At 69.3% G+C, this 22,439-nt stretch carries 21 protein-coding genes and 1 pseudogene; 14 read left to right on the top strand and 8 right to left on the bottom strand.

Features of this window, described 5'->3' with window-relative positions; genetic code table 11:
- Positions 1-145 precede the first annotated feature (145 nt).
- The 3 genes from F3L20_RS31770 (at position 146) to F3L20_RS31760 (ending at position 2,369) form a co-directional block, all read left to right on the top strand.
- Positions 146-865, top strand: coding sequence for an SDR family oxidoreductase (locus tag F3L20_RS31770; protein ID WP_150157584.1), 720 nt, complete (start codon positions 146-148; stop codon positions 863-865).
- A gap of 228 nt (positions 866-1,093) precedes the next feature.
- Complete coding sequence (locus F3L20_RS31765) at positions 1,094-1,570, top strand: winged helix-turn-helix transcriptional regulator (protein ID WP_150157583.1); 477 nt, start codon at positions 1,094-1,096, stop codon at positions 1,568-1,570.
- Between the two features lie 178 nt (positions 1,571-1,748).
- Positions 1,749-2,369: a TetR/AcrR family transcriptional regulator gene (locus F3L20_RS31760; protein ID WP_150157582.1), complete on the top strand. Its 621-nt coding sequence runs from the start codon at positions 1,749-1,751 to the stop codon at positions 2,367-2,369.
- A 64-nt stretch (positions 2,370-2,433) separates the two neighbouring features.
- Here F3L20_RS31760 and F3L20_RS31755 read toward each other — a convergent pair whose 3' ends face one another.
- The 4 genes from F3L20_RS31755 to F3L20_RS31740 form a co-directional block, all read right to left on the bottom strand.
- A complete protein-coding gene (locus F3L20_RS31755) occupies positions 2,434-4,695 on the bottom strand; it encodes a SpoIIE family protein phosphatase (RefSeq protein ID WP_150157581.1) in 2,262 nt (753 codons plus the stop codon).
- 65 nt (positions 4,696-4,760) lie between these two features.
- The gene (locus F3L20_RS31750; RefSeq protein ID WP_150157580.1) at positions 4,761-5,165 is read right to left on the bottom strand and encodes a tautomerase family protein; all 405 of its coding nucleotides are present in this window, start codon (positions 5,163-5,165) and stop codon (positions 4,761-4,763) included.
- Between the two features lie 23 nt (positions 5,166-5,188).
- A complete protein-coding gene (locus tag F3L20_RS31745; protein ID WP_240811009.1) occupies positions 5,189-6,001 on the bottom strand; it encodes an MBL fold metallo-hydrolase in 813 nt (270 codons plus the stop codon).
- A gap of 146 nt (positions 6,002-6,147) precedes the next feature.
- A complete protein-coding gene (locus tag F3L20_RS31740; RefSeq protein ID WP_150157579.1) occupies positions 6,148-7,092 on the bottom strand; it encodes a LysR family transcriptional regulator in 945 nt (314 codons plus the stop codon).
- Between the two features lie 254 nt (positions 7,093-7,346).
- Between F3L20_RS31740 and F3L20_RS31735 the strand changes: the two genes are divergently transcribed.
- The 5 genes from F3L20_RS31735 to F3L20_RS31715 all read left to right on the top strand — a co-directional run bounded on the left by F3L20_RS31735 (position 7,347) and on the right by F3L20_RS31715 (position 13,001).
- Positions 7,347-8,378, top strand: coding sequence for an NAD(P)H-dependent flavin oxidoreductase (locus F3L20_RS31735; RefSeq protein WP_150157578.1), 1,032 nt, complete (start codon positions 7,347-7,349; stop codon positions 8,376-8,378).
- 242 nt (positions 8,379-8,620) lie between these two features.
- The gene (locus F3L20_RS31730) at positions 8,621-9,241 is read left to right on the top strand and encodes an RNA polymerase sigma factor (protein ID WP_150157577.1); all 621 of its coding nucleotides are present in this window, start codon (positions 8,621-8,623) and stop codon (positions 9,239-9,241) included.
- Positions 9,238-10,296 (top strand): CU044_5270 family protein, encoded by a 1,059-nt coding sequence (locus tag F3L20_RS31725; RefSeq protein WP_240811008.1) that lies wholly within the window; start codon positions 9,238-9,240, stop codon positions 10,294-10,296. The genes F3L20_RS31730 and F3L20_RS31725 overlap by 4 nt, the downstream gene beginning before the upstream one ends.
- Before the next feature lie 595 nt (positions 10,297-10,891).
- A complete protein-coding gene (locus F3L20_RS31720; RefSeq protein WP_150157576.1) occupies positions 10,892-11,485 on the top strand; it encodes a hypothetical protein in 594 nt (197 codons plus the stop codon).
- A 967-nt stretch (positions 11,486-12,452) separates the two neighbouring features.
- Positions 12,453-13,001, top strand: a complete 549-nt coding sequence (locus F3L20_RS31715; protein WP_145828928.1) for a CGNR zinc finger domain-containing protein — start codon at positions 12,453-12,455, stop codon at positions 12,999-13,001.
- 761 nt (positions 13,002-13,762) lie between these two features.
- On the opposite strand, the gene F3L20_RS31710 is transcribed toward F3L20_RS31715, so the two are convergent.
- Positions 13,763-14,623 carry a Bax inhibitor-1/YccA family protein gene (locus tag F3L20_RS31710; protein ID WP_150157575.1) on the bottom strand — a complete coding sequence of 287 codons (861 nt, stop codon included), beginning with the start codon at positions 14,621-14,623 and terminating at the stop codon, positions 13,763-13,765.
- A 586-nt stretch (positions 14,624-15,209) separates the two neighbouring features.
- The gene (locus tag F3L20_RS31705) at positions 15,210-16,730 is read right to left on the bottom strand and encodes a GMC family oxidoreductase (RefSeq protein ID WP_150157574.1); all 1,521 of its coding nucleotides are present in this window, start codon (positions 16,728-16,730) and stop codon (positions 15,210-15,212) included.
- Positions 16,731-16,823: 93 nt separating this feature from the next.
- On the opposite strand from F3L20_RS31705, the gene F3L20_RS31700 reads away from it, so the two are divergent.
- Both F3L20_RS31700 and F3L20_RS35005 read left to right on the top strand, forming a co-directional pair.
- Positions 16,824-17,585, top strand: coding sequence for a TetR/AcrR family transcriptional regulator (locus tag F3L20_RS31700; protein WP_150157573.1), 762 nt, complete (start codon positions 16,824-16,826; stop codon positions 17,583-17,585).
- Positions 17,586-17,666: 81 nt separating this feature from the next.
- Positions 17,667-17,968 (top strand): annotated as a pseudogene (locus F3L20_RS35005) (transposase); the annotation flags it as partial.
- A gap of 140 nt (positions 17,969-18,108) precedes the next feature.
- On the opposite strand, the gene F3L20_RS31690 reads toward F3L20_RS35005, so the two are convergent.
- Together F3L20_RS31690 and F3L20_RS34195 are read right to left on the bottom strand one after the other, a co-directional pair.
- The gene (locus F3L20_RS31690; protein ID WP_150157571.1) at positions 18,109-18,453 is read right to left on the bottom strand and encodes a hypothetical protein; all 345 of its coding nucleotides are present in this window, start codon (positions 18,451-18,453) and stop codon (positions 18,109-18,111) included.
- A gap of 169 nt (positions 18,454-18,622) precedes the next feature.
- Positions 18,623-18,790: a hypothetical protein gene (locus F3L20_RS34195; protein WP_167534731.1), complete on the bottom strand. Its 168-nt coding sequence runs from the start codon at positions 18,788-18,790 to the stop codon at positions 18,623-18,625.
- A gap of 342 nt (positions 18,791-19,132) precedes the next feature.
- On the opposite strand from F3L20_RS34195, the gene F3L20_RS31685 reads away from it, so the two are divergent.
- From F3L20_RS31685 to F3L20_RS31670, 4 genes are all read left to right on the top strand, one after another.
- On the top strand, positions 19,133-19,582 hold the full coding sequence (locus tag F3L20_RS31685) for a peptidase inhibitor family I36 protein (RefSeq protein ID WP_167534730.1): 450 nt from the start codon (positions 19,133-19,135) through the stop codon (positions 19,580-19,582).
- 240 nt (positions 19,583-19,822) lie between these two features.
- A complete protein-coding gene (locus F3L20_RS31680) occupies positions 19,823-21,328 on the top strand; it encodes a hypothetical protein (RefSeq protein WP_150157570.1) in 1,506 nt (501 codons plus the stop codon).
- The gene (locus F3L20_RS31675) at positions 21,277-21,822 is read left to right on the top strand and encodes a hypothetical protein (RefSeq protein ID WP_150157569.1); all 546 of its coding nucleotides are present in this window, start codon (positions 21,277-21,279) and stop codon (positions 21,820-21,822) included. The genes F3L20_RS31680 and F3L20_RS31675 overlap by 52 nt, the downstream gene beginning before the upstream one ends.
- A gap of 198 nt (positions 21,823-22,020) precedes the next feature.
- Positions 22,021-22,338 carry a hypothetical protein gene (locus tag F3L20_RS31670; RefSeq protein WP_150157568.1) on the top strand — a complete coding sequence of 106 codons (318 nt, stop codon included), beginning with the start codon at positions 22,021-22,023 and terminating at the stop codon, positions 22,336-22,338.
- Positions 22,339-22,439: the final 101 nt, after the last annotated feature.

Raw genomic sequence — 22,439 nt, 5'->3', positions numbered from 1 at the left:
GCCGCCGACGTCGCCCGTGCGGACGGCGGGCCGGCGTCGGGTGGTGGCGGAATCCACGGCGCTATAGCTTGGGTGAGACCGCTGTGGACCATCGCATCGCGACCCAGGTCGTCAGCCCTCGCACCCCGTCCGGAAGGGTCCACGCATGAAGGTGGATGGATCAGTCGCGTTCGTGACCGGTGCCAACCGCGGGCTCGGTGAGCAATTCGTGCGAGCGCTCCTCGAAGCGGGTGCGGCCAAGGTCTACGCCGGAGCCCGCGCTCCGGCGAAGGTGACGGTGCCCGAGACGGTGCCTGTGGCCGTGGACATCACCGACCATGCCTCGGTCCTGGCCGCGGCCGAACAGACGCCGGACGTGACCCTCCTCGTCAACAACGCCGGATCCACGACCCGGGCGCACATCCTCACCACGGAACTGGACTCGTTCCGTACGGAGTTCGAGACACATGTGCTCGGAACCCTCGCGATGAGCAGGGCTTTCGCCCCGATTCTCGGCCGCAACGGCGGCGGGGCGATCGTCAACGTCCTCTCGGTGCTTTCCTGGGTGTCCATCACGGCCAGTGCCGGGTACGCCGCGGCCAAGTCCGCGGAGTGGTCGATGACCAACGCCTTGCGGGTGGCCCTGGCAGAACAGGGGACACAGGTCACCGCCCTGCACGTGAGCTACCTCGCGACAGACATGGCCGCGGCCGTCACGGGGCCGAAGGCGGACCCTGCCGCGGTGGCCCGCGCGACGCTGGAGGGAGTCGAGGCGGGGTGGCCCGAGGTTCTCGGCGATGACGTCAGCCGGCGCGTGCAGGCCGCGTTGTCCCAGGGACCTGAGGCGCTGTACCCGCAATTGCGCGGCGGCTCGTCCCTCGTGTGACCGCCTCGGAGACGGTTTCTGCCCCGAGGGCCCTTGGTGCCGGATCGCACGCGACAACAGCTCTTCGGGCATGGAGCGAGCGCGCACTGGTGGTGACGACCGCGTAGGACGCCCCGAGGCGCGGGTGAGGCCGTGCGCCGAGCCGTCCCAGGTGGTCTGCTGCCGCCCTGCCGGTGCGTGGTCGGTCCGGCATGGTCTGGATTTCCAACCCAGCGGTATCCTCGAGGCATGACGAAACGCATAGCGTCGACCGTGGAGAGCGGACAACGCTGCTCGATCGGCCGGGCCCTGGAGGTCGTCGGAGATCGGTGGAGTCTGCTGATCCTCCGGGAGGCGGTACAGGGCGTCACGCGCTTCTCGGATTTTCGTGAGCGTCTCCATGTGGCCAGCGACGTACTGACCCAGCGGCTCGCTGTGCTGGTGGACGCGGGCGTGCTGGAGAAACACCCCTACCGCGAGGGCGGAGCCCGCACGCGCATGGCCTATCGCCTGACCCCGGCCGGCCGGGACCTCATCGTCGTCATCGGCGCTCTTCAGCAGTGGGGCGACCTGCACCGGCCCCATCCCGAAGGCCCTCTGGTGCACCGGGCGAGCCGATCGACCGGACGTCCCCTCCGGGTCGCCTTCATCGACGACGAGGGAAACGAGTCGCCGCTCGACGACGTTCACCTCGCCGCGCGGTACGCACCGTCACAGGGGATGTGACGGACTCCGAGGTGCCGTCCGGGGCCGGTGAACGAGAGGTGGGAGGCGTAGCTGCCCCGCTGGGGATGTCGCGCCGGACTGTCGCTCACCACTCGAAGTGTCCGGTCCCGGCCTGGGCTGTGCCCGTTCGGAGAACCGGCCGCTTCCCCTGCTAGTCGAATGGTCGTATACTGGTCGCATGGGGCGTACGAGTGATGCAAAAGACAAGATCCTCGAGGCTGCGCGGTCCCTCATCGAACTGCGGGGCTATTCGGCGCTCGGTGTGGCCGAGATCTGCAAGACGGCCGGCGTGCCGAAGGGCAGCTTCTACTACTTCTTCGAGTCCAAGGAAGCCCTGGCCCTGGCCGTGATCGATGAGCAGTGGGCCACCCAGCGTGAGAACTGGAATCGCGTCCTGCACGGCGACGAGGAACCCCTGCTCCGCCTCCGGCAGCTGTTCGAGGAGACCGCGACCGCCCAGCGCACCGGCCAGGAGACGTGCGGCACCGTGTCCGGGTGCATGTTCGGCAACCTCACGCTGGAACTGAGCAACCAGACGGAGGTCATCCGCGGGCGTCTGCAGGAGATCTTCGAAGCCCAGGTGGACATGGTCCAAGAGGTGATCGAAACCGCCGTGGAGCGCGGTGATGCGAGGGTCGCCGACACCCGTGACGCCGCACGCGCCGTCGTCGCTCAGCTGGAGGGCCAGGTGCTGTTCGCCAAGCTCTACAACAACACCGCCCAGCTCGACGTCCTGTGGCTCAACTGCCTTGCCCTTCTGGGAGCGCAGGCACCCGCAAAGGATGTGGCCGCAGCGTGATCACCGACCCGGGGGCGGGCCCGGCCGGCACGGACGGGGACCGCTGATCGGGGCAAGGTGCGGCTCAGGTCAGGTCGTGCAAGGGCATGTCGACGACGACGTTCTTGCCGCGGCCGTTCGGGAAGCTGTTCCACGCCCCGCCCAGCGCGTCGACGATCAGCAGACCACGTCCGTGCTCGGCGTCCGCGTTGTCCTCCTCGGACAGTGCCAGAGGTGACGGCACCGGCGGATTGCTCCGGGAATCGCGTACCTCCAGCCGGACGTGGTCGTCGAAGGCCCGAAGCCGGACGTCGACGTCACTGCCCGCGTGGATCAGAGCATTGGTGACCACTTCCGAGGCGATGAGCTGGAGCGAGTCCGACAGTTCCGGCAGCCCCCAGGTGTGCAGGCGGTCGTCCACGAAGGCACGGGCCGTCCTCGCACCCAGCAGATCGCCACGCTGGATGAGCATGCCCCCGGTCCGCGGTGCGGTGTGCGCCCCGGCGTTGCCGACCCCCTCGTACCGGGCCATGAGCAAGACGGCGTCGTCACGCCGTTGAAGGGGCCCAGAGACGTCGGCGGAGACGTGGTCGGCCCACTGCTCCAGGTCGGAACTCGTCGCGACGCTGCCCGAACCGAACAGTTCTCGCGCCCGTCCTTCCGGCGTGGTCGTTCGCCAGTCCACGAGACCATTGGTGTAGAGCATCAGAGTGCTGCCGGCGTCCAGCCTGTGCTCCCGGCCCTGGCAGGCGTCGGTCATGGGGACACCGAGCGGCACGTTGGCCGGAGCCCGAAGGGCGCGTACCGTCCCGTCGGCGTCCCGGACCAGCGGATCCGGGTGGCCCGCCAAGGCCACCTCGACGGTGCCGTCGCCGGTGTCCAGGACGACGAGGCAGCAGGTCACAGTCAGATCCGAGCCCGACGTAACCAGAAGCCGCCCGACACGGTCGATCACCGTGGCGGGCGGATGGTCCTCACTGGCATAGGCCGCCACGGCGGTGCGCACCCGCCCCATCAGTGCGGCGCTCTCCATGGAATGGCCCTCGACGTCTCCGACGACGAGCGCCAGGCGGTCGCCGGGGAGGGGGAAGACGTCGTACCAGTCCCCACCCACCCTGAACGTCGTGGTGGCGGGCCAGTAGCGCGCCGCGGTGGTCACCCGCGGCAGATCCGGAAGCGTGGCGGGCAGAAGCGTGCGCTGCAGGCACTCGGCGACCTCGCGCTGCCGTGAACCGAGCTCCACCCGCTCGGTGGCCGCCCCCAGCGATTGCGCCATCATGCCGAGCACGGCCTTCTCCTCGGTCGAGAACGTGCGAAGACCCCCGAACGACAGACAGCTCACGCCGATGACGCCCTGCTGTTCACCGGCTTGGAGATCGCCGAACGGTGAACTTCCCGGCAGCGGCAGATAGACCTCGGTACGGGGCTTGCCGTCGGCACGGCCGGAGTCGGCTGCCTGGGGACCGGCTGCGGCAAGGAACTGTGGAATCCCGCGCAGCGCGTCGGTCACCGGTGACGCGGCATCGGTTCTGGCGCCGTGGAGATGGCGGACCATGCCGGACGAGACGCCACTGTGCCCCAGCACCCACACGTGGTCCTGGTCCGCCCTCACCATGACGAGCGCCCGGGCGTCGAAGGGAGTCATGATGCACTCCTGGGCGGCCTCGACGATGTCGTCCACCGTCGTCGCCCGATTGAGCATCTCGGTCAGGCGCCGCACCGGATACATCATGCTGGTGCCCGCGGAGCCGGGCGCGCCGGAGACCCCCCAGCCGGAGGCCGGCCGGTCCGCAGCGGAGTCCGGCCACATCGGTACGAGTGCGGGTACGGGGCCGGCCAGGACGGCCGTGCCCCGCTCCGCGAGTCCGGCGAGAGTGGCGGCGAGTCGGTCCGCCGTACGGTGCAGGACCTGCCGTTCCGACCGGTCGTGACCGTCGGAGGTCTCCGGCCGGAGCACGGTCAGGGTGCCGAAGCGCGATCCGGCGGCGGCGACGGGCACGGAAAGAGCGACATAGGGGTGGGGGAGCGCGAACTCCTGCCCGCTACCGGCGGGGGCCGTCCGGGGAGGGGCCGATGCGTCGTCGACGGAGATGACCCGGGCGCAGGGGTCGGCCGAGTCGAGGCGGATCCTGCCCGGCAGCATGAACAAGGACGGCGGGGCGCCCCCCACCAGCGCCAGTTCGAGCCCTGTGCCCTCATCGTCGAGCAGGTGGACACCCGCGGCCACGACGCCGTCCAGGCGGCCGAGGGCCTCGCGAGCGGCGCCGTGCAGGGCTGTCCCGAGATCCTCGTCCAGGATCCCCGCGGGCCTGCTCGGCCGTGCACTGCGCGGACGGCTGGTGGACACAGAAACTCGCCTCCAGCAGCAGCATAGGCGCGCGGGCCGGAAGGCGCGCCACGGAGCGGGAGCAGTCAGCTTCCGGGCACGGGAAGGTCGCCCTGGACGTACTGGGCGCGGCCGTCGGCGAACGACCAGTCGTCCGGGCCGTTCTCGAAGTAGCTGATGAACAGATCCGTCCCGTCGACGCCGGCTTCGGCGAGCCGGGAGGCGAGCGCCTGGTACAGCCGCTGTTTGTCCTCGGTGCCGCGACCGCGCTGGGTGAAGATGTGGACGATCACCGTGCCGGAGGTGCGCTGGAACCCGAGTCCCGCATCGAGGGCGACGATCTCGTCCGGCTCGTGCTGGGTGACGATCTGGAAGCGGTCGCGCTCGGGCACTTTCAGGACATCGACGAGGGACCGCTGGACGGCCTCGGCGATGGCCTTGACGGCCTCGGTGCTGCGGCCGCGGACGAGATCGATGCGTACGAGAGGCATGACGGGGTCCTTGGTGCGTGGGTTCAGGGCCTGAGGGGGAGCCAAGTGCCGAGGTCGGCGATCGCCAGGGTGAATGCGAGGCCGGCGTCGTCGAAGGCCCGCTCGATGGATTCGCGGCCTTCGGTGAAGTGGGCCCAGCCCGTGTAGTGGGCGGCGATGGTGACAGGAGCGCCGAGAACGGCGGCGGCAGCGGCGGCCCGGACGCTGTCCAGGCTGACGGGCCGTTCGCGGAACTTGCCCCGGACGCGGGCGGCACCGGCGTGCAGAACGGCCACGTCGATGCCGGCGATGCGCCGGGCGATCTCGGCGACGGTGCCCAGCGAGGCGTTGTCGCCGCTGATGTAGACGGTAGGTACGTCGTCCCCGCTCAGCACGAAGCCGATGACCTGGCAGTTGACGTTGCCGTCCACGTCCCGCTCACCGTCTTCCGGGCCGTGCACGGCGGGCACGGCGGTAACGGTCAGCTCGCCGCCGTCCGGGCGCTGGAGCGTGTGGGTGTGCCAGGTGGCCAGGCCCTTCGCAGGGTGGCCGAGACGCTCGGCGCCGCCGGTCGTGGTGAGCAGCAGGGGGGCGGCGAGGGCGAAGGCGCGGCCGCGGTCGTCGAGGTTGTCCGCGTGGTTGTCGTGGCTGACCAGGACCAGGTCCACGTCCGCGAGCCGGTCCTCGGCGACCGCGGGCCCCTCGGTCTTGGTCAGGTAGCCGTACGAACCCGGGGCGTCGAAGGTCGGGTCGGACACGATGCGCAGTCCACCGAGGTCGATGACGGTGGTGGGGCCGCCCACCACCATGGCCGACCCGTCGTGACGAGGAAGAAGGGGGGAAGCGGACGATCCCATGGTGCCGGGGCTCCTTGGCGTGAGCTGAGAGGAGGGGCGGGGCCGATGCTGCCGGGGCGCACCCGGATGGTCCGGTCGCGCCACTCCCTCCGCGGTCGACCGTAGGCAGCATGTGCCGCAGGGCGGAAATGCCGCTCCGGTCGAGCTTATGCCTCACCTGCATGGGCGCAGGTCGAGGCCGCGTCCAAGGCCGCTTCGAGGAAGCGGCGCACGAGCGCCGGCACCGCTGCCGTGTCCTGCCGGTAGACGAGACGGACCGGGCTGGGCGGCGCGCCGGTCACCGGCAGGTAGCGCAACGCCGGGTGGTGGATGCGGCGTTCGGCGACTTCGGGGACGATGCCGATGCCGCGCCCCGCGGCCACCGATTCGAGCCACTCGTCGAAGTTTGCGGTCTCCACATACCGTCGCGGCCCGCCCCCGTTCGGCCAGCACCAGGGGCCGGTCGTGCCGCTGACGGTGTTGACGACCAGGGTCCACTCGGCGGCGTCCTCCCAGGCCAGAGCCCCGGCCGTGGCTCGCGGGGGACGGTTGCGGGCATCTTCCCGTCCGTCGCCCGGGGCCGTGGCGCGGGCCTGGACGGCGACGCGCTGCTCGTCGTACAGGTGGAGCGTGCGCATGGCGGTGCCGACCGGTCTGCCTCCGCGCGCAAGGGCTACGTCCACGGTTTGGCGGTGGAGGGCGTCGAGCGGGTCGTCACAGCGCATGAGTTCGACCCGCGCGTCGGTGTCGCGCTCGAAGGTGCCGATGGCGCGCTGCGCCCAGGGGTCCGGCAGCAGCCAGCTGAACCCGAGCCGCAGGACGCGCTCACGCCGCGCCGCGGCCACCGCCCCGTCGAACGCGGCAAGGGTGCGTTCGGCGTGGAGGAGGAACTCGGCACCCGTATCGGTGAGTTCGACGCGCCTCGAGGAGCGGTCGAGCAGGCGGATCCCGAGGCCCGCCTCCAGCTGGGCCACGGTACGGCTGAGTGCGGGCTGCCCGATCAGCAGATCCTCGGCGGCCCGGGTGAACGAGCGGTGACGCGCCACGGCGGCGAACGCCCGCAGGTGCCGCAGCTCGATGCCGGACGCACTCGCGTGACCGGAGGCCGTCATCGCTGCCTCGCGCTATGCCGGGGACACATGAATGCAGCTTAACCGGCATTTCCCACCGTCGTGCAGGTGGTCTAGCGTCGACCGTGGGCCCCGCGCACGGGGTGGCGGGAACAGGGCCGGCGGGCCTCAGGGCGCCTCCTCGGCGTAGAGCTCCGTCCGTGTTGGGCAGCCGCCCTCCGTGTTCGTCGTCGCCCCTTCCCGCTGTGCCCACTCGGACCGCCGAGACCTCGACCGTCCTCCCGTAGGAGTCCGCCATGCTTCGCGACGTGACCGGCCTAAGGGCCGATCTGCCCGTCTGGGCAGCCCCCATGGCGGGCGGCGCCGGCACCCCCGCGCTCGTCACCGCCGCGGCCCGCGCCGGAGGACTCGGCTTCCTCGCCGGCGGTTACAAGACGGCGGCCGGCCTTGCCGAGCAGATCGCCGCAGTCCGGTCCGACACCGCTGTATTCGGCGTCAATCTCTTCGCCCCCAATCCCGTCCCCGTTGCTCCGCCGGCGTACCGCTCATACGCCCGTGCCCTCCAAGCGGAGGCCGACCGCTACCACCTCACCCTGGCCGCCGACTCCGTGACCGAGGACGACGACGCCTGGGCGGACAAGCTCGACCTCCTCCTGCGCCGGCCCGTCCCGCTCGTCTCGTTCACTTTCGGCCTGCCCCACCCCGACACCGTCCGGGCACTTCAGGACGCGGGCACCCTCGTCGCTCATACCGTCACCAGCCCCGCCGAGGCCCTCTCCGCGGCCGAGACCGGCGCTGACCTGCTGATCGTCCAGAGCCCGGACGCCGGCGGGCACTCCGCCACCTTGACCCCCGAGCGGCCCCTCACCCCGATCCCGCTGCCCGACCTGCTCAGCGATGTCCGGCGCACCACCCCGCTGCCTCTGATCGCCGCCGGCGGCATCGCCACCCCCGCCGACACTTCTGCCGCCCTGCGCGCCGGCGCCCAGGCCGTGATGGTGGGCACCGTCCTGCTCCGCACGCATGAGAGCGGTGCGTCCGCACCGCACAAGGCCGCCCTGGTCGACCCCGCGTTCACGGACACCACCCTGACCCGGGCTTTCACCGGCCGCCCCGCCCGCGGGCTGCGCAACCACTTCACCGACACCTACGAACCCCTGGCACCGCTCGGCTATCCCGCGCTGCACCACCTCACCGCTCCGCTGCGCAGAGCCGCCACCGCCGCGGGCGACACCGATCTGATCCATCTGTGGGCGGGCACCGGCCACCGCGAGGCGCGGGAGGAACCCGCCGCCCGGACGCTCACCCGCCTCGCCTCGCAAGGATGACCGCGGCGCGCTTCTGGCTTCGCCTTGCGGCCCGTGCCCGGTAAGCCGTCCGCTCCGGCCGACCGGGCACTTCGGCCGGCTGCGAGCAGGAGAGTGCGGCGAGACTCCCGCGATGCCGACGCGCAGGACGGCGCCGCCGGCCGGAAGTGTGACGGACGACCGGCGGTGTGGCGCACGACACGGGAACGCGGCCGGGCCCGCGGAGAGAACCGGATGTGAGGCCTACAGAACCCAGTGAGTCGTTGCGGGCGCGAGTACGGGCGGGGGACCGTGCGGCGTTCGCGGACCTGTACGACCAGAACGCCCGCGCCGTCTACAGCCATGCCCTGCGGCTGACCGGCAACTGGTCGGAAGCCGAGGAAGTGATGTCCGAGACCTTCCTCGGTGCTTGGCGTACCCGGGAGTCGCTGGAACCGGAAGGCGGTTCCCTCACACCGTGGCTGCTCGGCATCGCGACGCACAAGGCACACAACGCCAATCGCGGTCTGCGCCGGCGGCTCGCCTTCCTCGCGCGCACCCCGCAGCCCCGGTCGGTGGCGGACTTCGCGGACGAGACGGCCGGCCGGATCGACGACGCTCGCCGTCTGGCGTCGGTCCACGACGCCCTGCGTCAGCTGAGTCGTCCGGACCGTGAGGTGATCGCCCTGTGCGTGGGTGCCGGGCTCGACTACCAGCAGGCCGCCGAGGCGCTGGGCATTCCGGTGGGCACCGTGCGGTCCCGGCTCTCCCGTGCCCGGGCGCGACTCGCCCGGTACAGCGCCGGTCCGGCGTCCGGAAGAAGGGTGGAACCGTGTGAGCGTCGCGGAGAGAAGGAAGGTGAGGCCGCGATCGCGGCCCTGTATCTGCAGGAGGAGACCCGATGAATGCCGACAACCTGCCCGCCGGACCTGCCCTGAGTGAGGCGGAGGAACTGCTGGTGGCTTCGGCCGACTGGGACCTCTCGCCGAGTCGCCGTCTTCACCACAAGGACCTTCTGATGCAGCGGATCGACCGCGACAACAGCGCTTCCGGCGCGGGGTCGTTCGCCCCTTCCCGCCGCAGGATGCCACGCCTGGCTCTGGCGTTGCCCGCCATGTCACTGGCCTTGGCCGGTGCTCTGGCCGTCGCGCACTCCGCGGGCGACCACAGCTCCGTACCGGAGGCCGGGCACACCGCTTCGGCCCCGGCCCGGGCCAACGCCGCGACCGTCACTCTCGACCGGATCGCCGCCGCGGCGATGAAGACGGACGTGACGCGGGTGAAGGAGGACCAGTTCGTGTACGTCCAGCGCCTGGCACGCGAGAACAAGGGCGCCTTCGGCGGTCGTGTGGTGCTCGGTGCAACGCACAAGGAAGAGATCTGGACGGCTCAGGAGGCCGGACGCGCGGCGACGACCGGTTGGCTCCGGTCGAGCGGGAAAGACGCCGTGATGCCTGGTCAGCTGATTCCCATCACGTCCGCGACACCTGTGAGTCCCGGCCTGTGGTATCCGACCTACACGTGGCTGGCCTCACTGCCCACCGACCCGGACGGTCTGCTGGAAGCGCTGTACGAGCAGACCACGGTGGAGAAGGGCGAATCGGAGGACGAGGCCGTCTTCAGGACGATCGGCGACCTGCTGGGCAGCGTGATCATGCCGCCCGAGACCGCTTCTGCCCTGTACAAGGCCGTCGCCCGCATCCCCGGCATCACCCGGATTCCCGACGCCGTTGACGCGGCCGGGCGTCACGGCATCGGCATCACGCACAGGGACTCCGGCTCCGCCACCCGGTCCGTGCTGATCTTCGACAAGGACACTCTCGCCTACTTCGGCTCGCAGGCGTACTTCACCCGGGGGGCCGGGGGCGCCGGGGACGACGTGCTGTTCGGCACCGACGCCGTCATGCGGCGCGGGGTCGTCGACCGGCAGGGGGACGTGCCGGCCAGGACCGCCGGCTGACGCCCGATGCGCAAGGTCTGGTGGCGGGGGTGGTTTGCCTGCACGGGTGGGGTGTTGCGGGCCGGCCCGGGACGGCACCCCGCTCGTGACCGGACGGCCGGTGCCCCCTCGGTCATGCGTCGGCCCGGCGGTTCTCCGCGAAGAACGCGCGTCCGCGTGCACGGCGGGAGCCGGGCCTGCCCGCGACGGCGGCAGGCATGGCGATGATCGCGGCAACGCCCAGCTCGACACCGGGCCGACCGTCTCCCGCCGCTGAAGAGCCCGGCGCCTCCTGCGGCACGAGGGTCCGGTGGTCATTTCGGTCACGGGTGACTTGACGGGCCGCTCACACCGGTCGGATCGACGAAACGTCCCCGTGTGCCTTGCCGGTGTGACCGATCATGACGACGCCGATCATGATCGGCATATGACGCGTCGGTGCGGTTGGACGAAACACTTCTTGGAGATGTCCCCCTGGAGAACCGGCACGTCGTGCAGGACGACATGTGCGGCTACGTGTTCCGCGGGCCCCGTTGCAGGGCTTCGTCGTCACTGCACGTGCGCGTTGGCATGGGTAACATGCGCAGCGACATCCATCACGAGGGAGTGACCGGTTGTGACCAGCCAATCAGCCGCCACCCTCCGGTCGCGGTACGTAGTACAGGCCGCGTCGGATCTGGAGGAGAACCGGCGCCGTCAACAGGAACTGGCCGAAAAAATAAGGATGTTGGAGCAGGAGGAAGCGCTCCTGGTGGACATCCTGGCTCTGGCCGAACGGTACGAGGCCTCGTCGGACCGCTCACCCCTGCCCGAGCAAACCCAGGACGACCCCGTGCTCACACGGAAGCCGGGCCCTCGCTCCGTGTCCAGTGGCAGGGCAGCCCGACGCGCGGCGCGGACCGGCAGGGGCCCGGCGGGGGGTACCGCGAAGGGGAAGTCACGGCAGCCCCTGCTCGGCGACCTGCTGATGGGTCTTCTCGAGGGCCATCACGAGCCGCGCCTGGCGAAGGAACTGCGCGACGAGTTGCTGCGGAAGCACCCGGACCGCAACCCCACGCCGCAGGTCGTGCGCAACACTCTCGAAGCGCTCGTCGCCAAGGGGCGCGTCCGGCGCCACAAGCAGCAGCGCTCGGTGATGTACACCCTTACGGAGTCGACAGCACGTGCGAACACCGGCAGCGGGGCCGACGCGTCGGACGACGCCCGCTGACCCACCGGTCGACGACGGCCGGCCCCACGAACAGATGGGGGTGCCGCGTCGGCCGTCGCCCCGGCGGGCGTGTCGACTCCCGGTCCTCGTCCGCGCAACGCGGCCCGCCGCCAGCCACCGGCCCCCGGTGCACCGTTTCCCTCAGATGCGTCATCTGTTCGACGACGTCACGGGCCGGACATGAGGAGTCCGTCAGCTCCGGGTCCTCGATCGCCATGACGGTCGCGCGGATCGCCTGCGGGACATGTGCCCGAGCCCACTCTGCCAATGCGATCGGCCCGCGAACGCGTCGTGCGCTGAACCGTCGGCCGGCCGACACAATGCTCCGGCCGAGTGCGAGGGCCACATCGTCGCTGCGTCCCGCCGGACGACCCGGGCGAGAGGAAGTAGGCGGACACGCATTGCCGGACCGCACATCCCGGCGACCACATTCCAGGTAACCGCCTTGACAGGTGCCCGAATTCAAGGCAACATGCAGGGGTAACCTGTTGAAAGGGTTACTCCGGGGTCGCCCTGACCGCGGGTCTCGCGCTTCCCCTGGCGCGGGACCCGCACCCAGGACAGGAGCGAGGGGCGTGACCGACTCCGATGGCACTCTCCGACGAACACGGCCTCGCGCGCTGCGCACAGGCGGCGGCTTCCTACGCGGCGCTCACCGCCCAGGCCGGCCCGGCATGTGGCCACCCATGGCCCGACACCACGGACGTATGGATCTGGTCGGGCACAGTGGTGACAACGGGGTACGGACCCACGCACTCCGACCTGGGGTGACAGTCCCGGGGCCGGTTGGCGAGGTCGCGATTGCTCCGGGAACCTCCCCGGGCCCCCAGGTGGGCCACAGCGCGGCCGGCCGGAATGCGTCACCGAGGACACCGGGCCGGTGACGAGCGGAAGCCTCCCGTGGGCCGCCCTGGTGGGGCCGCGAGGTGGGGTTGCGTATTCGCCAGTCACTGGTCAAAATGGTTACGTGAATCATGCCTTTCCCTGCGGGACGTTGCCCCTCGACTTCGTCGGCACGCTGCGCGCACGACGCAACGCCGCGCCGGGGGAGAAGCTGGCTTCCCCCGAGCTGCTCGACGACTGGTTCGTGGAATCCGGAATGCTCGATCTGCCGCCGGGCGCCGGCGAGGCCGACCTCGCCATCGCCGTGGAGTTGCGAGAATCGATCTACTCCCTGGTGTCCGCCCGCCTCTCGGGGGAGCCGCTGCCTCCCGAAGCGGTTACGGAGGTGAACCTCCACGCCTCCGGACTGCCCGTGACACTGCGGCTCGGACCCGACGGCGTGACGCGTACGGGTTCGGTCGCACAGGGCCTCGCCGCACTCGCCCGCCAGACGATCGAAATCCTCGGCGGTGACGACGGAGCGCTGCTGCGCGAGTGCTCCCGCCCCGAGTGCACCCAGGTCTACCTCGATCGTTCCCGCGGCCACCGGCGGGAATGGTGTGCCATGAAGACCTGTGGCAACAGGGTCAAGGCCGCCGCCTACCGGGCTCGCAAGCAGGAATCGATGAGCTGATCCGGTGGCTCCGGGCCGGTTCCCCGCCGGCCCGGAGCCACCGGATCAGCGGCCGTAGTGCCGGGCTGCCGCCGACAGGGCGTGTGCCGGTTTGCCGGGCATCGCCCTGAGGGTGATCACCGACGTTGCCGTCCAGGCGGCTGTCGTCCGCAGTCTGCGGGAGCAGATCCACCGTATTCCGCAGGGTGCCGAAGGACGGCGAGGTGGAGGATGTCCACGCCAGGCCGCCGAGCGGAGCGGCCCGCGCGTTCGTACCCCTCGAAGACCGCGGCCGGGGCGAGCCACGGGCCGCGGCTCGTCCGCCTCCCCGGTCGCCGTCAGCCGTCTGTGCGGCTCGGTCATCACTCGCGAGCCCTGCTTCACCCGTCACACGCTCGTCTCCGGCAGGCGATCCGCCCGTCACTCGGCCGTGATGAGAACGGTGCGGTACGTCCTGCGAACACGGCTTCCCCGCGGCGAAGGGCTCGCAGTACGCGAGGTGTCCGCCTCGGTCGCACGGTTCGTGCCCGTTCCCGTGCCCGGCCGTCGTCGCAGTGCGTGTTCGCCGGCTCGCCGACGTCGCCGTTTCGACAGCCGGGAGGGCTCCTGGCAGCGTTGCCCCACCGCCCTCGTAGCGCTCCCCGGTCGGGGCCGGCAGGCGAGTGCCGGGGGAGTGCCATCCTGGCACGCGTGGCCGCCGAGAAGTGCCGGCCTCGGGAGAACTGGTCGTACGCACCTGTGGGAGCCCGCACGTGCGGGCTCCCGTCGCCAAGGCACGTGCCTCAGTTGTCCGACTGGAGGATCGACAGCACCCGCAGCGCCTCCAGGTAGATCCACACCAGCGTCATGGTGAGACCGAAGGCCGCGAGCCACGACTCGTCGCGCGGGGCGCCGTAGGCGATGGCGTCCTCCACCTGCTTGAGGTCCAAGGCCAGGAAGCACGCTCCGAGGAGGATGCCGACGACACCGAAGACCACGCCGAGACCACCGCTGCTGAAGCCCAGCCCGTCACCGGCACCGAACGCTGAGAAGAGAAGGTTCGCCACCGTCAGCAGCAGGAAGCCTGCTGCCGAGGCCAGAACGAACCCGTAGAACCGTCGGGTGACACGGATCCAGCGCATCCGGTAGGCGATCAGCACGCCGGCCGAAACGGCGAAGGTACCCAGAACGGCCTGGACGACCACGCCCGGTGCGATGTAGGTGGACGTCGCACTCGAGATGACGCCGAGGAAGACGCCCTCGAAGGCGGCGTACCCGAGGATGAGCGCCGGCGAAGGGCTGCGCTTGAACGCCTGGACGAGTGAGAGGACGAAGGCGACCAGGGCGGCGGCGACGGCGATGCCGTAGGAGCGGCCGATGCCGGCTTCGTCGACGGGCAGAAGGAGCCAGGACAGTACGGCGGTCAGCGCCACCGTGCCGAGGGTGGAGGCGGTGCGGACGACGACGTCGTCCACGGTCATCGTGGCCCGGTCGGCCGTCTCGTCCTTGACCAGGCGTATGCGTCCGTCGGCCGCGTAGGGGTTGACCGTGTGGTCGACGGTGGAGCCGACGCCGGTCGGCTGCAGCCGGTCGGCGTCGGTGTACGCACCGTCCGGGGAGCGGGTGAATCTGCTCCGGGCGAAGATCGGGTTGCTGGACTTCACGGCATTCCTCCTAGTCCGCCGCGCGCGGCGGCCCTTGTGATGCGTTCCGGCCGTCGTGCCTCGGCTTGCCCGCGGGAGGCGTCCCGGGAGTTCGTGGTACCGATCGACTGGGCGCGTCACCATCCTGACAGGTGACGCGAGGTGGCGCAATGACTATCACCGATTGAAAGGGTGACGATTGGGTGCGTCCGGGAGTGTGAGGCTCTCAGCACAGTGCCCCCACCGTCAGGACTGCCGACGCAGACGCCCCCGGGGGCCTCCTGAGGGAGGTTGTGGCCGGGCCCCGGAAACACACGTGGTGCTCCCGGGGCCCGGTGAAGTGAGCGCCGTAGGCGTCCCGTCGAGGGGCGGGATGACGCCGCCCACCCCCGGCCGCCGGTCCGGTGGCGCCGAGCGGGGCTGAGAGGGCGGCCTCCCCGCAGCGGGGAAGCGTGTGGGGAGGCCGCTGTCCCGCCACCGACCCAGCCAATGAGCACTCGGCGGCGGGAGTCCAATCCCCGCGGAACGGGCGGTGGCCACGGTTCAAGCAGGAGACCACCGGGCGACGTGCCGTCGCATGGCCCGCACCAGCGGGTGATGCGACACCTCACCGACGGCGGAGCAGGTCGGCCGCTCGCTCGGCGATCGCGTAGACCGTGGCGTTGGTGTTGTTGGACGGGATCGACGGGATGACGGAGGCGTCGGCCACGCGCAGTCCGTCGAGTCCGCGCACGCGCAACTCGGAGTCGACCACGGACACCTCGTCCTCACCCATGGCGCACGTGCCGACCGGATGGCAATAGGAACCGAAGTGCTTCTTGGCGTAGTCGCCGATCGACTGGTCGTGCACGGCGTCGAGCCCGGGGCCGACCTCCTCGATGCCCCATTCGGCGAGCGCCGACGACCAGGCGATCCTGCGAGCGGTCGCGATGCCGGACAGCACCGCCCGTACGTCCTCCTCCTCGCCGAAGTAGTTGGGGTCGAGGACGGGGGGCGCGTACGGGTTGGCGGAGGTGATGCGCAGGCTGCCGCGGCTGACCGGCCGCATGGGGGAGACACCGATGGTGAAGCCGTTGGCCACCGGGGCAACCGGATTGGGCAGGGGGATGTCGATGAAGATGATCTGCACGTCCGGCCCGTCCAGCTCGGGCCGGCTGCGCAACAGGCCGAGGATCTCGCCATGGTTGTTGCGCGGCGTCGGCACCTGCCGCTGCGCGCTGTAGACGAGGTTGGCCCGCGGGTGGTCGTGCAGGTTCCTGCCGACACCGGGCAGCGGATGGAAGACCTCCACCTGCGCCGCCCGCAGATCCTTCTCGGGACCGATGCCGGACCGCAGCAGCAGGTGTGCCGAACCGATGGTCCCGGCGGCGAGCACCACTTCCCCGGAGGCCCTGGCGGTGTGGGTCCGGCCGTCGGCCTCGTACTCGACGCCGGTGCACCGGTCACCGTCGAACCGCAGACGGTGGGCGACGGCGTCCGTGACGACGTGCAGGTTCGGCCGCCCCAGGGCGGGAAGCAGATAGGCATCGGCAGCGCTTTGCCGACGACCGTCCACGATGTTCAGGTCGACCGGGGCAAACCCCTCCTCCAGGCCGCCGCTGATGTCGAAGGCCCTGCGGTGACCGGCCTCCACCGCGCCCGCCAGGCAGGCCAGCAGGACGTCGTTGGGTTCGACGGCGGGCCCGACGATCAACGGCCCCTCGGTCCCGCGGCCCGGAGCGCGGCTCACCGCGGTCTCGCTGCGCTGGAAGTAGGGCAGCAGGTCGTCGTACGTCCAGTTCTTCGCGCCGTGGTCGCTCCAGCTGTCGTAGCTGGAGCGATGGCCACGGGCGAACACCATGGCGTTGATCGCCGAGGATCCGCCCAGTCCGCGGCCGCGAGGCAGGGGCACAGGCGCGCCGGATGCGTCCTGGACCACCGTCCTGTCCCCCCAGTTCGCGGTCGACGCGACGAGTGAGGGCCAAGCGGGGGGAGTGGCTACTGCGTCCGGCAGGCCGGACGCGGCGGCACCCGCCTCCAGGAGCAGGACCCGGACACCCTCGTCCTCCGACAGTCGTGCCGCGAGCACGGAACCGGCCGTACCGCCACCGACCACGATCACGTCGTAACCCGTTGCGTGAGAGGCCATGTCCTTGTCGTCTCCTTGCTTGGATCATTGGTCCGCAATCGAGCATATCACTGGTTCGAATCAGTGATATCTAAAAGTTGATACCGTTGAGTCATGGTTGCTGACGACGGAACCGGGCCGACCTCCGAGCCGCTGCGGGCCCGGATCGTGCTGGCCGCTGCCGGACTGCTGGAAAGCGAGGGTCTGGACGCGTTGTCCACACGCGCCGTCGCTGCCCGCGCTGATGTGCCCCCTCCCACGATCTTCCGGCTCTTCGGCGACAAGGACGGTCTGCTCGAGGCCGTCGGCGAGTACGGCTTCGAGACGTATCTGAAGTTCAAGGGGCAGCTCTCCGCGACCGGGGATCCCGTGCAGGACTTGCGGGTGGCGTGGGATCTGCACATTCGCTTCGGGCTCGTGCAACCTGCGTACTACACGCTGGTCTACGGTCAGGCCCGCCCTGGCCGTCTGCCCCGGGCGGGCCGGCGAGCCGTGGCCGAACTGCAGAAGATGATGACCAGAGTCGCCGCTGCGGGGCGGTTGCGCATGAGTGTCGAGCGCGCGACGGCTGTCATGCACGCCGCCGGTATGGGCACGATTCTGACGATGATCAGCGCTCCACCGGAGACCAGGGACCTGGAGACCGCGGATGCCGCACGCGACGTCGTGATCGCGGCCATCACCACGCCCGCCGCCCCACACGCCGGGGACGGCGACGGGCGGCACGACACCGCCGCCGCGGCGATGGCGTTGCGCGCCGCACTCCATCGCGACGGCGCCTCCGCACTCAGCGCGGCGGAGCAACCCTTGCTGATCGAGTGGCTCAACCGGCTTGCCGACAGCCGGCCGGAGGGGGCGGCGCCGCCTGCGGGCTGAGGTGCACGGGTCTTGAAGCGTCTCTCTTGCGGGCTGGTCAGTTGATCGGACGTGCCGATTCGGCGAGTGACCACCGAGGCGATGCGGCCCCGGATCGAGCCGCTGGTGCCAGCCGATCCGGTCCGCGGCCGGCGGCGGGCCGACCACCGCCGCACCCCTGAGGCCATTGCGTGAAGTACCGAACCTGTTCGCCCTGGCGTGACCTGCCGGATGAGCTCGGGTCCTTCCAGACGGCCCACAATGGCCACATCAAGTGGGCCGTCGACGGCACCTGGGCACGCACCTGGCAGCTCCTGGCCACCTCCGACGCGTATGACGACGCGGAGTGGACGGTCTCGGTGGACTCCACCATCTGCCGGGCGGATCAGCACGTGGCTGGGGCTGTGAGGGGGCGGCGTCCAGCGGGTCCGGTCGCTCGATCAGATCGATCGCCGCTACCGCCAGGTAGCGCGCGGCGGACACCGGCGCCCCACGCTACCTGTCAGGCAGTGCACGTTTTCCGGCGAAGGCTCCCGGACCAGTACTAGCTCCAGGCGGAGCAGACCGGGGTGGGGAAGTTGGTGCAAACCTGGATGGTTCGCACGTCCTGGTTCAGGCTGGCAGTGGCGGAACTGTAGGTGCCGGTGGCTGTGAGCTCGTGCCTGCTGCCGTCGTTGAGGATGTAGGTCAAGCGTGCTTCGGAGTTGTCCCCGGTGTAGACCCAGATCCAGCTGGCGGCTCCGTTGCCGGGGTTGTTGTCGTACCGGCCCTCCGCGCCCCAAACAGATACGTACGTGGCTGCCGAAGCGGTGCCCGCGTTGAGGCCCAGGACCACGGTTGCCATCGCCATGGCGATGACGGCCGACTTGGCGATCCTCTTCAGCTTCATCCCGGTTTCTCCCTGCTGAAAACACGGCGTGACAGAGCGGTCGTCGGCACGCCGAGTACTTAATTGACTGTGCAAGTGTATAACCGAAAGTGTTGGTGTGTCAGGTGACTTCACACAGTTGGCTGCGGGACTACGGTCGTCGCAACGGCCGCCGCGGCGTGCGGTGTCCTCAAGGGGAGTACTCGCAGGTCTTGCCGTAGCGAGTGGCCGGACCGCGCCACTGCTTGAGGCGGTTGGAGCGGCGTCCGACGACGTCGCGATGGCGGTAGACGTCCCGGTCGAAGCAGCTGCCCTGGTACGGGGTGCGGCAGCGGCTGTCCGCGAGAACGGCGCCCAAGTGCAGTCAGATGCCGCACCATTGGCCGTGGCACGTGCTTCCCGGTCGTCGGGCTCGATCATTTGACTGATCAAGGACATTCTGGTTGACTCAGTTCAGCTGGCCACAACTGACATACCGTTGCCTGGCGTTCAGCTGGTCACTCGCGCTCGAAGTCAAAGAGGACTCGAGACGGGGTGATGAACTCCGTTACCCAGCCGTCAATGTGAGCAGTCGCAGCCTCGGCTCCAATCAGGTGGGCCGAGGGGCGAACGTGTTGTGCGCGAGCTGAGTTGAACGGCCGAAATCGTGTGTCGTCGACCTGCCTGCTCGATGCTGAAGTCACTCAGAAAGCAGAGTCCCATGAATCACAAAGCACTTAGGCTTCTGACTGCCGCGGCCGCCACCGCGGTCGCTGGGACGTCGCTGCTCCTCTCGGCGCCGTCCGCTACGGCGGCGAACGCCCCTTACGCTGACTGCCCGGGATGGGCGCTTTGTCTCTATCAGGATGGAGGTGGAGCGGGCTCGAAGGTCATCCTCACCCCTCCTCCGACTGGCAGCCCTTCGCAGATGGTCTACCTGATAGGCAAGCACTTCCTGAACGGTCAAGCGGCCGATAACCAGACGTCGTCCTGGTTGAACAACTCCCAGTGCGGGATCGAGTTCTACGACGATCCCAATGGGGACCTGCACCCCTCGCTCATCGACTCCGCTCCGTCCTGGAACTGGGGCCTCAAGCACGACTACTCCTACGGAACCCCTCAGGCATACCTGAATGACAGGGTCTCTTCCCTCAGGTTCTACAACTGCTAGGACGTTGCTGGGATCCACCTGATCCTCTGAATCCGGGCTCCTGGGCGAAGGCACTCGCGAGTGCGGCCTCACGCGCCTGAAGAGGCCGCGCAACCGCCCCCGGGCCGGCACATGCCCCGGTATCCGCCAAGGAGCCGGGGCAGTCCTCATTTTCGTGTCGCTCTCAGGAGCCGAGCGACACGACGACAAGAAAGAAGTCACGTGAAACGGTTTCGACCAGCAGCCATTCTTCTGTCTGGCATGCTGCTCGCACTGTCATTGCCGGAGGCCGCAGCAGCGGCGCCGACGTCTCTCTTGGCGGCGCCCGTCGCGGCGGCTGAGGACGAGCCGACGGAGGGGCCAGGCGCTGAGGGACCGGATCTCAGTAGCGCAAATCGTACTGCCTCGGCCCCCGGCCTCCCGGACTGGTCGCGCGTGGGATACCGGGGCGGCGCGCCGCTGCCCGGCGGCGGTGAGGTGACCGACGACGCCTCCTGTCGCATCACTCCGGAAGGACTCTCCTCCAAGTACGGGGTGACCGCGGATGACGGGACCGACGACACCACCGGACTGCAGAACGCGATCAACGACATCAAGAGCCAGTGCTCGCCGTCGGCCAGTTTCGACCGGCTCTCGCTCATCTCCTTGCCCTCCGGGCGCATCGACCTGTCCCGGCAGATCTACGCCGACGCCAGTTTCCTGATCGTGCGCGGGCAGGGCTCCGCCGACGGTGGCACGAAACTGGTGTTCCGGCCGGATCTCAACACCCGCTACGACACGGTGGTCAACGGGCGCTGGGACCAGGACAGCATGACGGCCGGCAGCGGCAGCGACGTCGGCACCGGTGGCTGGATGTGGCCGGGGCGCGGCATGTTCCGGGTACAGACCCGGGACGTCGCCGACCGGTACAAGGACGACTGGGCGGCCGCCGCGCCCAACCGCAAGGACATCTTCGAAGGCTCCGTCAACCAGCACTGGGCCTCCGGCATCAAGGTGGCCGCCAAGCCTTACGACGCGGGATACGCGGCCCGCCGGGGCGACACCGTGGTGCAGCTGGTATCGACGGCCACCATGTCGAAGTTCACCTCGGGCGGCTACATCTGGGTGGGTGCGGCCAACAGCGTCAAGTTCTACGAGCAGCAGGGCGTCGCCGACAAAGGCGTGATGGACGACCTCCACATGCGCCAGCAGATGTTCCGCGTCACCGGCGTCAACGCCGACGCGAAGACCATCACACTGGACCGCCCGCTGGAATGGGACCTGCCGGTCGACTCCACCTCGGACGGCTCGGAGTCGCTGGGTGAAAAGCCCTATGCCAGCAAAGTAACCCCCTTGCAGATCGTCGAAGGCGTCGGGTTCGAGAACTTCGCCTTCACCCAGGACATGAACGGCCTGCCCAAGCTGGGCGGCGGCACATATCAGCTGACCCCCGAACAGGCCGTGCACAACTACGGCAACATGGCCCCCGAGTACGCGATGCACGGCATCGTCTACAAGTGGGCCGCCAACAGCTGGGCGCGCGGGCTCAAGGCCACCATGACCGGCTCGCACCCCATCGTCACGGAGAACGCCCTCCACCTCCAGATCGAACGCAACAGCTTCGACGGGGCCTGGAACAAGGGCAAGGGGGGCAACGGCTACCTGCGCGGCAGCCGTGTGTGGAACTCTCTGTGGGCTCACAACCTCAGCCGCAACCTGCGCCACTTCACCTTCCAGTGTCGGCCAGCGGCAACGTCGCCTTCCGCAACAACCTCGACTCCGACCTGAACCTGCACGGAGGCTGGGAACACAACAACCTGTTCGAACAGAACACGGTCAAGGTCCCTTACGAACACCGCTCGGCCAACTGCCAGACGAACTGCGGCGGTGAAGGCGGCGAGATCGACGAGGGTACTTGGTACCCCCTGTGGTGGGGCCGGTCCAAGGCGGTCAAGTGGTCCGGTTCCTCCGGCCCGCAGAACGTCTTCTACAACAACACCCTCATCAAGCAGACCACCCCGGTGGGCCTTTCGAGCCGTACACGCCGTACGGCGCGCAGTCCGGTACGCCTTCCAATTCGGCTCCACAACCGGTGCCCGGACAAATTTGAGCCACTGAGCCATGACGGGCAGTCGATTCCGGACTGGACCGGCCGGGAGACCCTGGATTACCAGGGACACGGCGTGGTGCCCCTCGCCCTGGGCAAGCGCCGTCTTGTTCCTGAGCAACACCGGCGCGAACTCGACCCCCGCGCCGGAAGGGCGCACGCGATCGTCAACTGAATGCAGGGCGCATTGTCGAACGGAGGGCAACACAATAAGTATGATGATTTGCGTTACTATGAGGATACGCCACCTGTAGGCGCCCGCATCGTACTCATTCAAGAAGCCGGCACTCCACCGACAGGTTCCCGCCTCGAATTCATAGAGGACCACCCTCAGAACGTCTTCCGACACCCGGACGGCACGTACCCCCGATCCGTGAGTACCGACTCCTGGGCACCGGAACTGGTGCCAGCACCAGCACCAGTAGGAGCAGTGGATCTCGGACGACAGGATATATTTTACTGGCTGCATACGAACAGCGGAACAACCAATGACGGTCGAGTCAATCTCGCCATCGCCAGCAGAACTCGGGTCGCTCCGCAGGACCTTCACGTCATCGAGCCGGCGGACTATGATCCGGTGCTCGGTATAAGTTATTCCCGGCCTGCACTTGGTATCACCGTCGGCGGCGTCGGTTACTTCACCATACACGCGCGTGCGACAATCAGGGCCAAGACGCACCCGAATTGCTGAACAAAATCAGATACGCAATGGAACACACGGGCCCAATCACGATCAGTCACAGCCCTGGATCGCCGCTGGCGACTACAACCGGGAACCGTACGATCTGGCGG

The organism is Streptomyces tendae (assembly GCF_008632955.1).
Taxonomy (GTDB): domain Bacteria; phylum Actinomycetota; class Actinomycetes; order Streptomycetales; family Streptomycetaceae; genus Streptomyces.
This window is presented reverse-complemented; position numbering and strand designations above follow the sequence as displayed.

Bases quoted from the DNA above. Each gene is read 5' to 3' on its own strand.
- F3L20_RS31725 (WP_240811008.1), top strand. From the start codon at position 9,238: ATGAATGCCGACAACCTGCCCGCCGGACCTGCCCTGAGTGAGGCGGAG.
- F3L20_RS31745 (WP_240811009.1), bottom strand. From the start codon at position 6,001: ATGGGATCGTCCGCTTCCCCCCTTCTTCCTCGTCACGACGGGTCGGCC.
- F3L20_RS31735 (WP_150157578.1), top strand. From the start codon at position 7,347: ATGCTTCGCGACGTGACCGGCCTAAGGGCCGATCTGCCCGTCTGGGCA.
- F3L20_RS31685 (WP_167534730.1), top strand. From the start codon at position 19,133: ATGAATCACAAAGCACTTAGGCTTCTGACTGCCGCGGCCGCCACCGCG.
- F3L20_RS31705 (WP_150157574.1), bottom strand. From the start codon at position 16,730: ATGGCCTCTCACGCAACGGGTTACGACGTGATCGTGGTCGGTGGCGGT.
- F3L20_RS31740 (WP_150157579.1), bottom strand. From the start codon at position 7,092: ATGACGGCCTCCGGTCACGCGAGTGCGTCCGGCATCGAGCTGCGGCAC.
- F3L20_RS31750 (WP_150157580.1), bottom strand. From the start codon at position 5,165: ATGCCTCTCGTACGCATCGATCTCGTCCGCGGCCGCAGCACCGAGGCC.
- F3L20_RS31680 (WP_150157570.1), top strand. From the start codon at position 19,823: ATGCTGCTCGCACTGTCATTGCCGGAGGCCGCAGCAGCGGCGCCGACG.
- F3L20_RS31700 (WP_150157573.1), top strand. From the start codon at position 16,824: ATGGTTGCTGACGACGGAACCGGGCCGACCTCCGAGCCGCTGCGGGCC.
- F3L20_RS31770 (WP_150157584.1), top strand. From the start codon at position 146: ATGAAGGTGGATGGATCAGTCGCGTTCGTGACCGGTGCCAACCGCGGG.
- F3L20_RS31690 (WP_150157571.1), bottom strand. From the start codon at position 18,453: ATGAAGCTGAAGAGGATCGCCAAGTCGGCCGTCATCGCCATGGCGATG.
- F3L20_RS31760 (WP_150157582.1), top strand. From the start codon at position 1,749: ATGGGGCGTACGAGTGATGCAAAAGACAAGATCCTCGAGGCTGCGCGG.
- F3L20_RS31765 (WP_150157583.1), top strand. From the start codon at position 1,094: ATGACGAAACGCATAGCGTCGACCGTGGAGAGCGGACAACGCTGCTCG.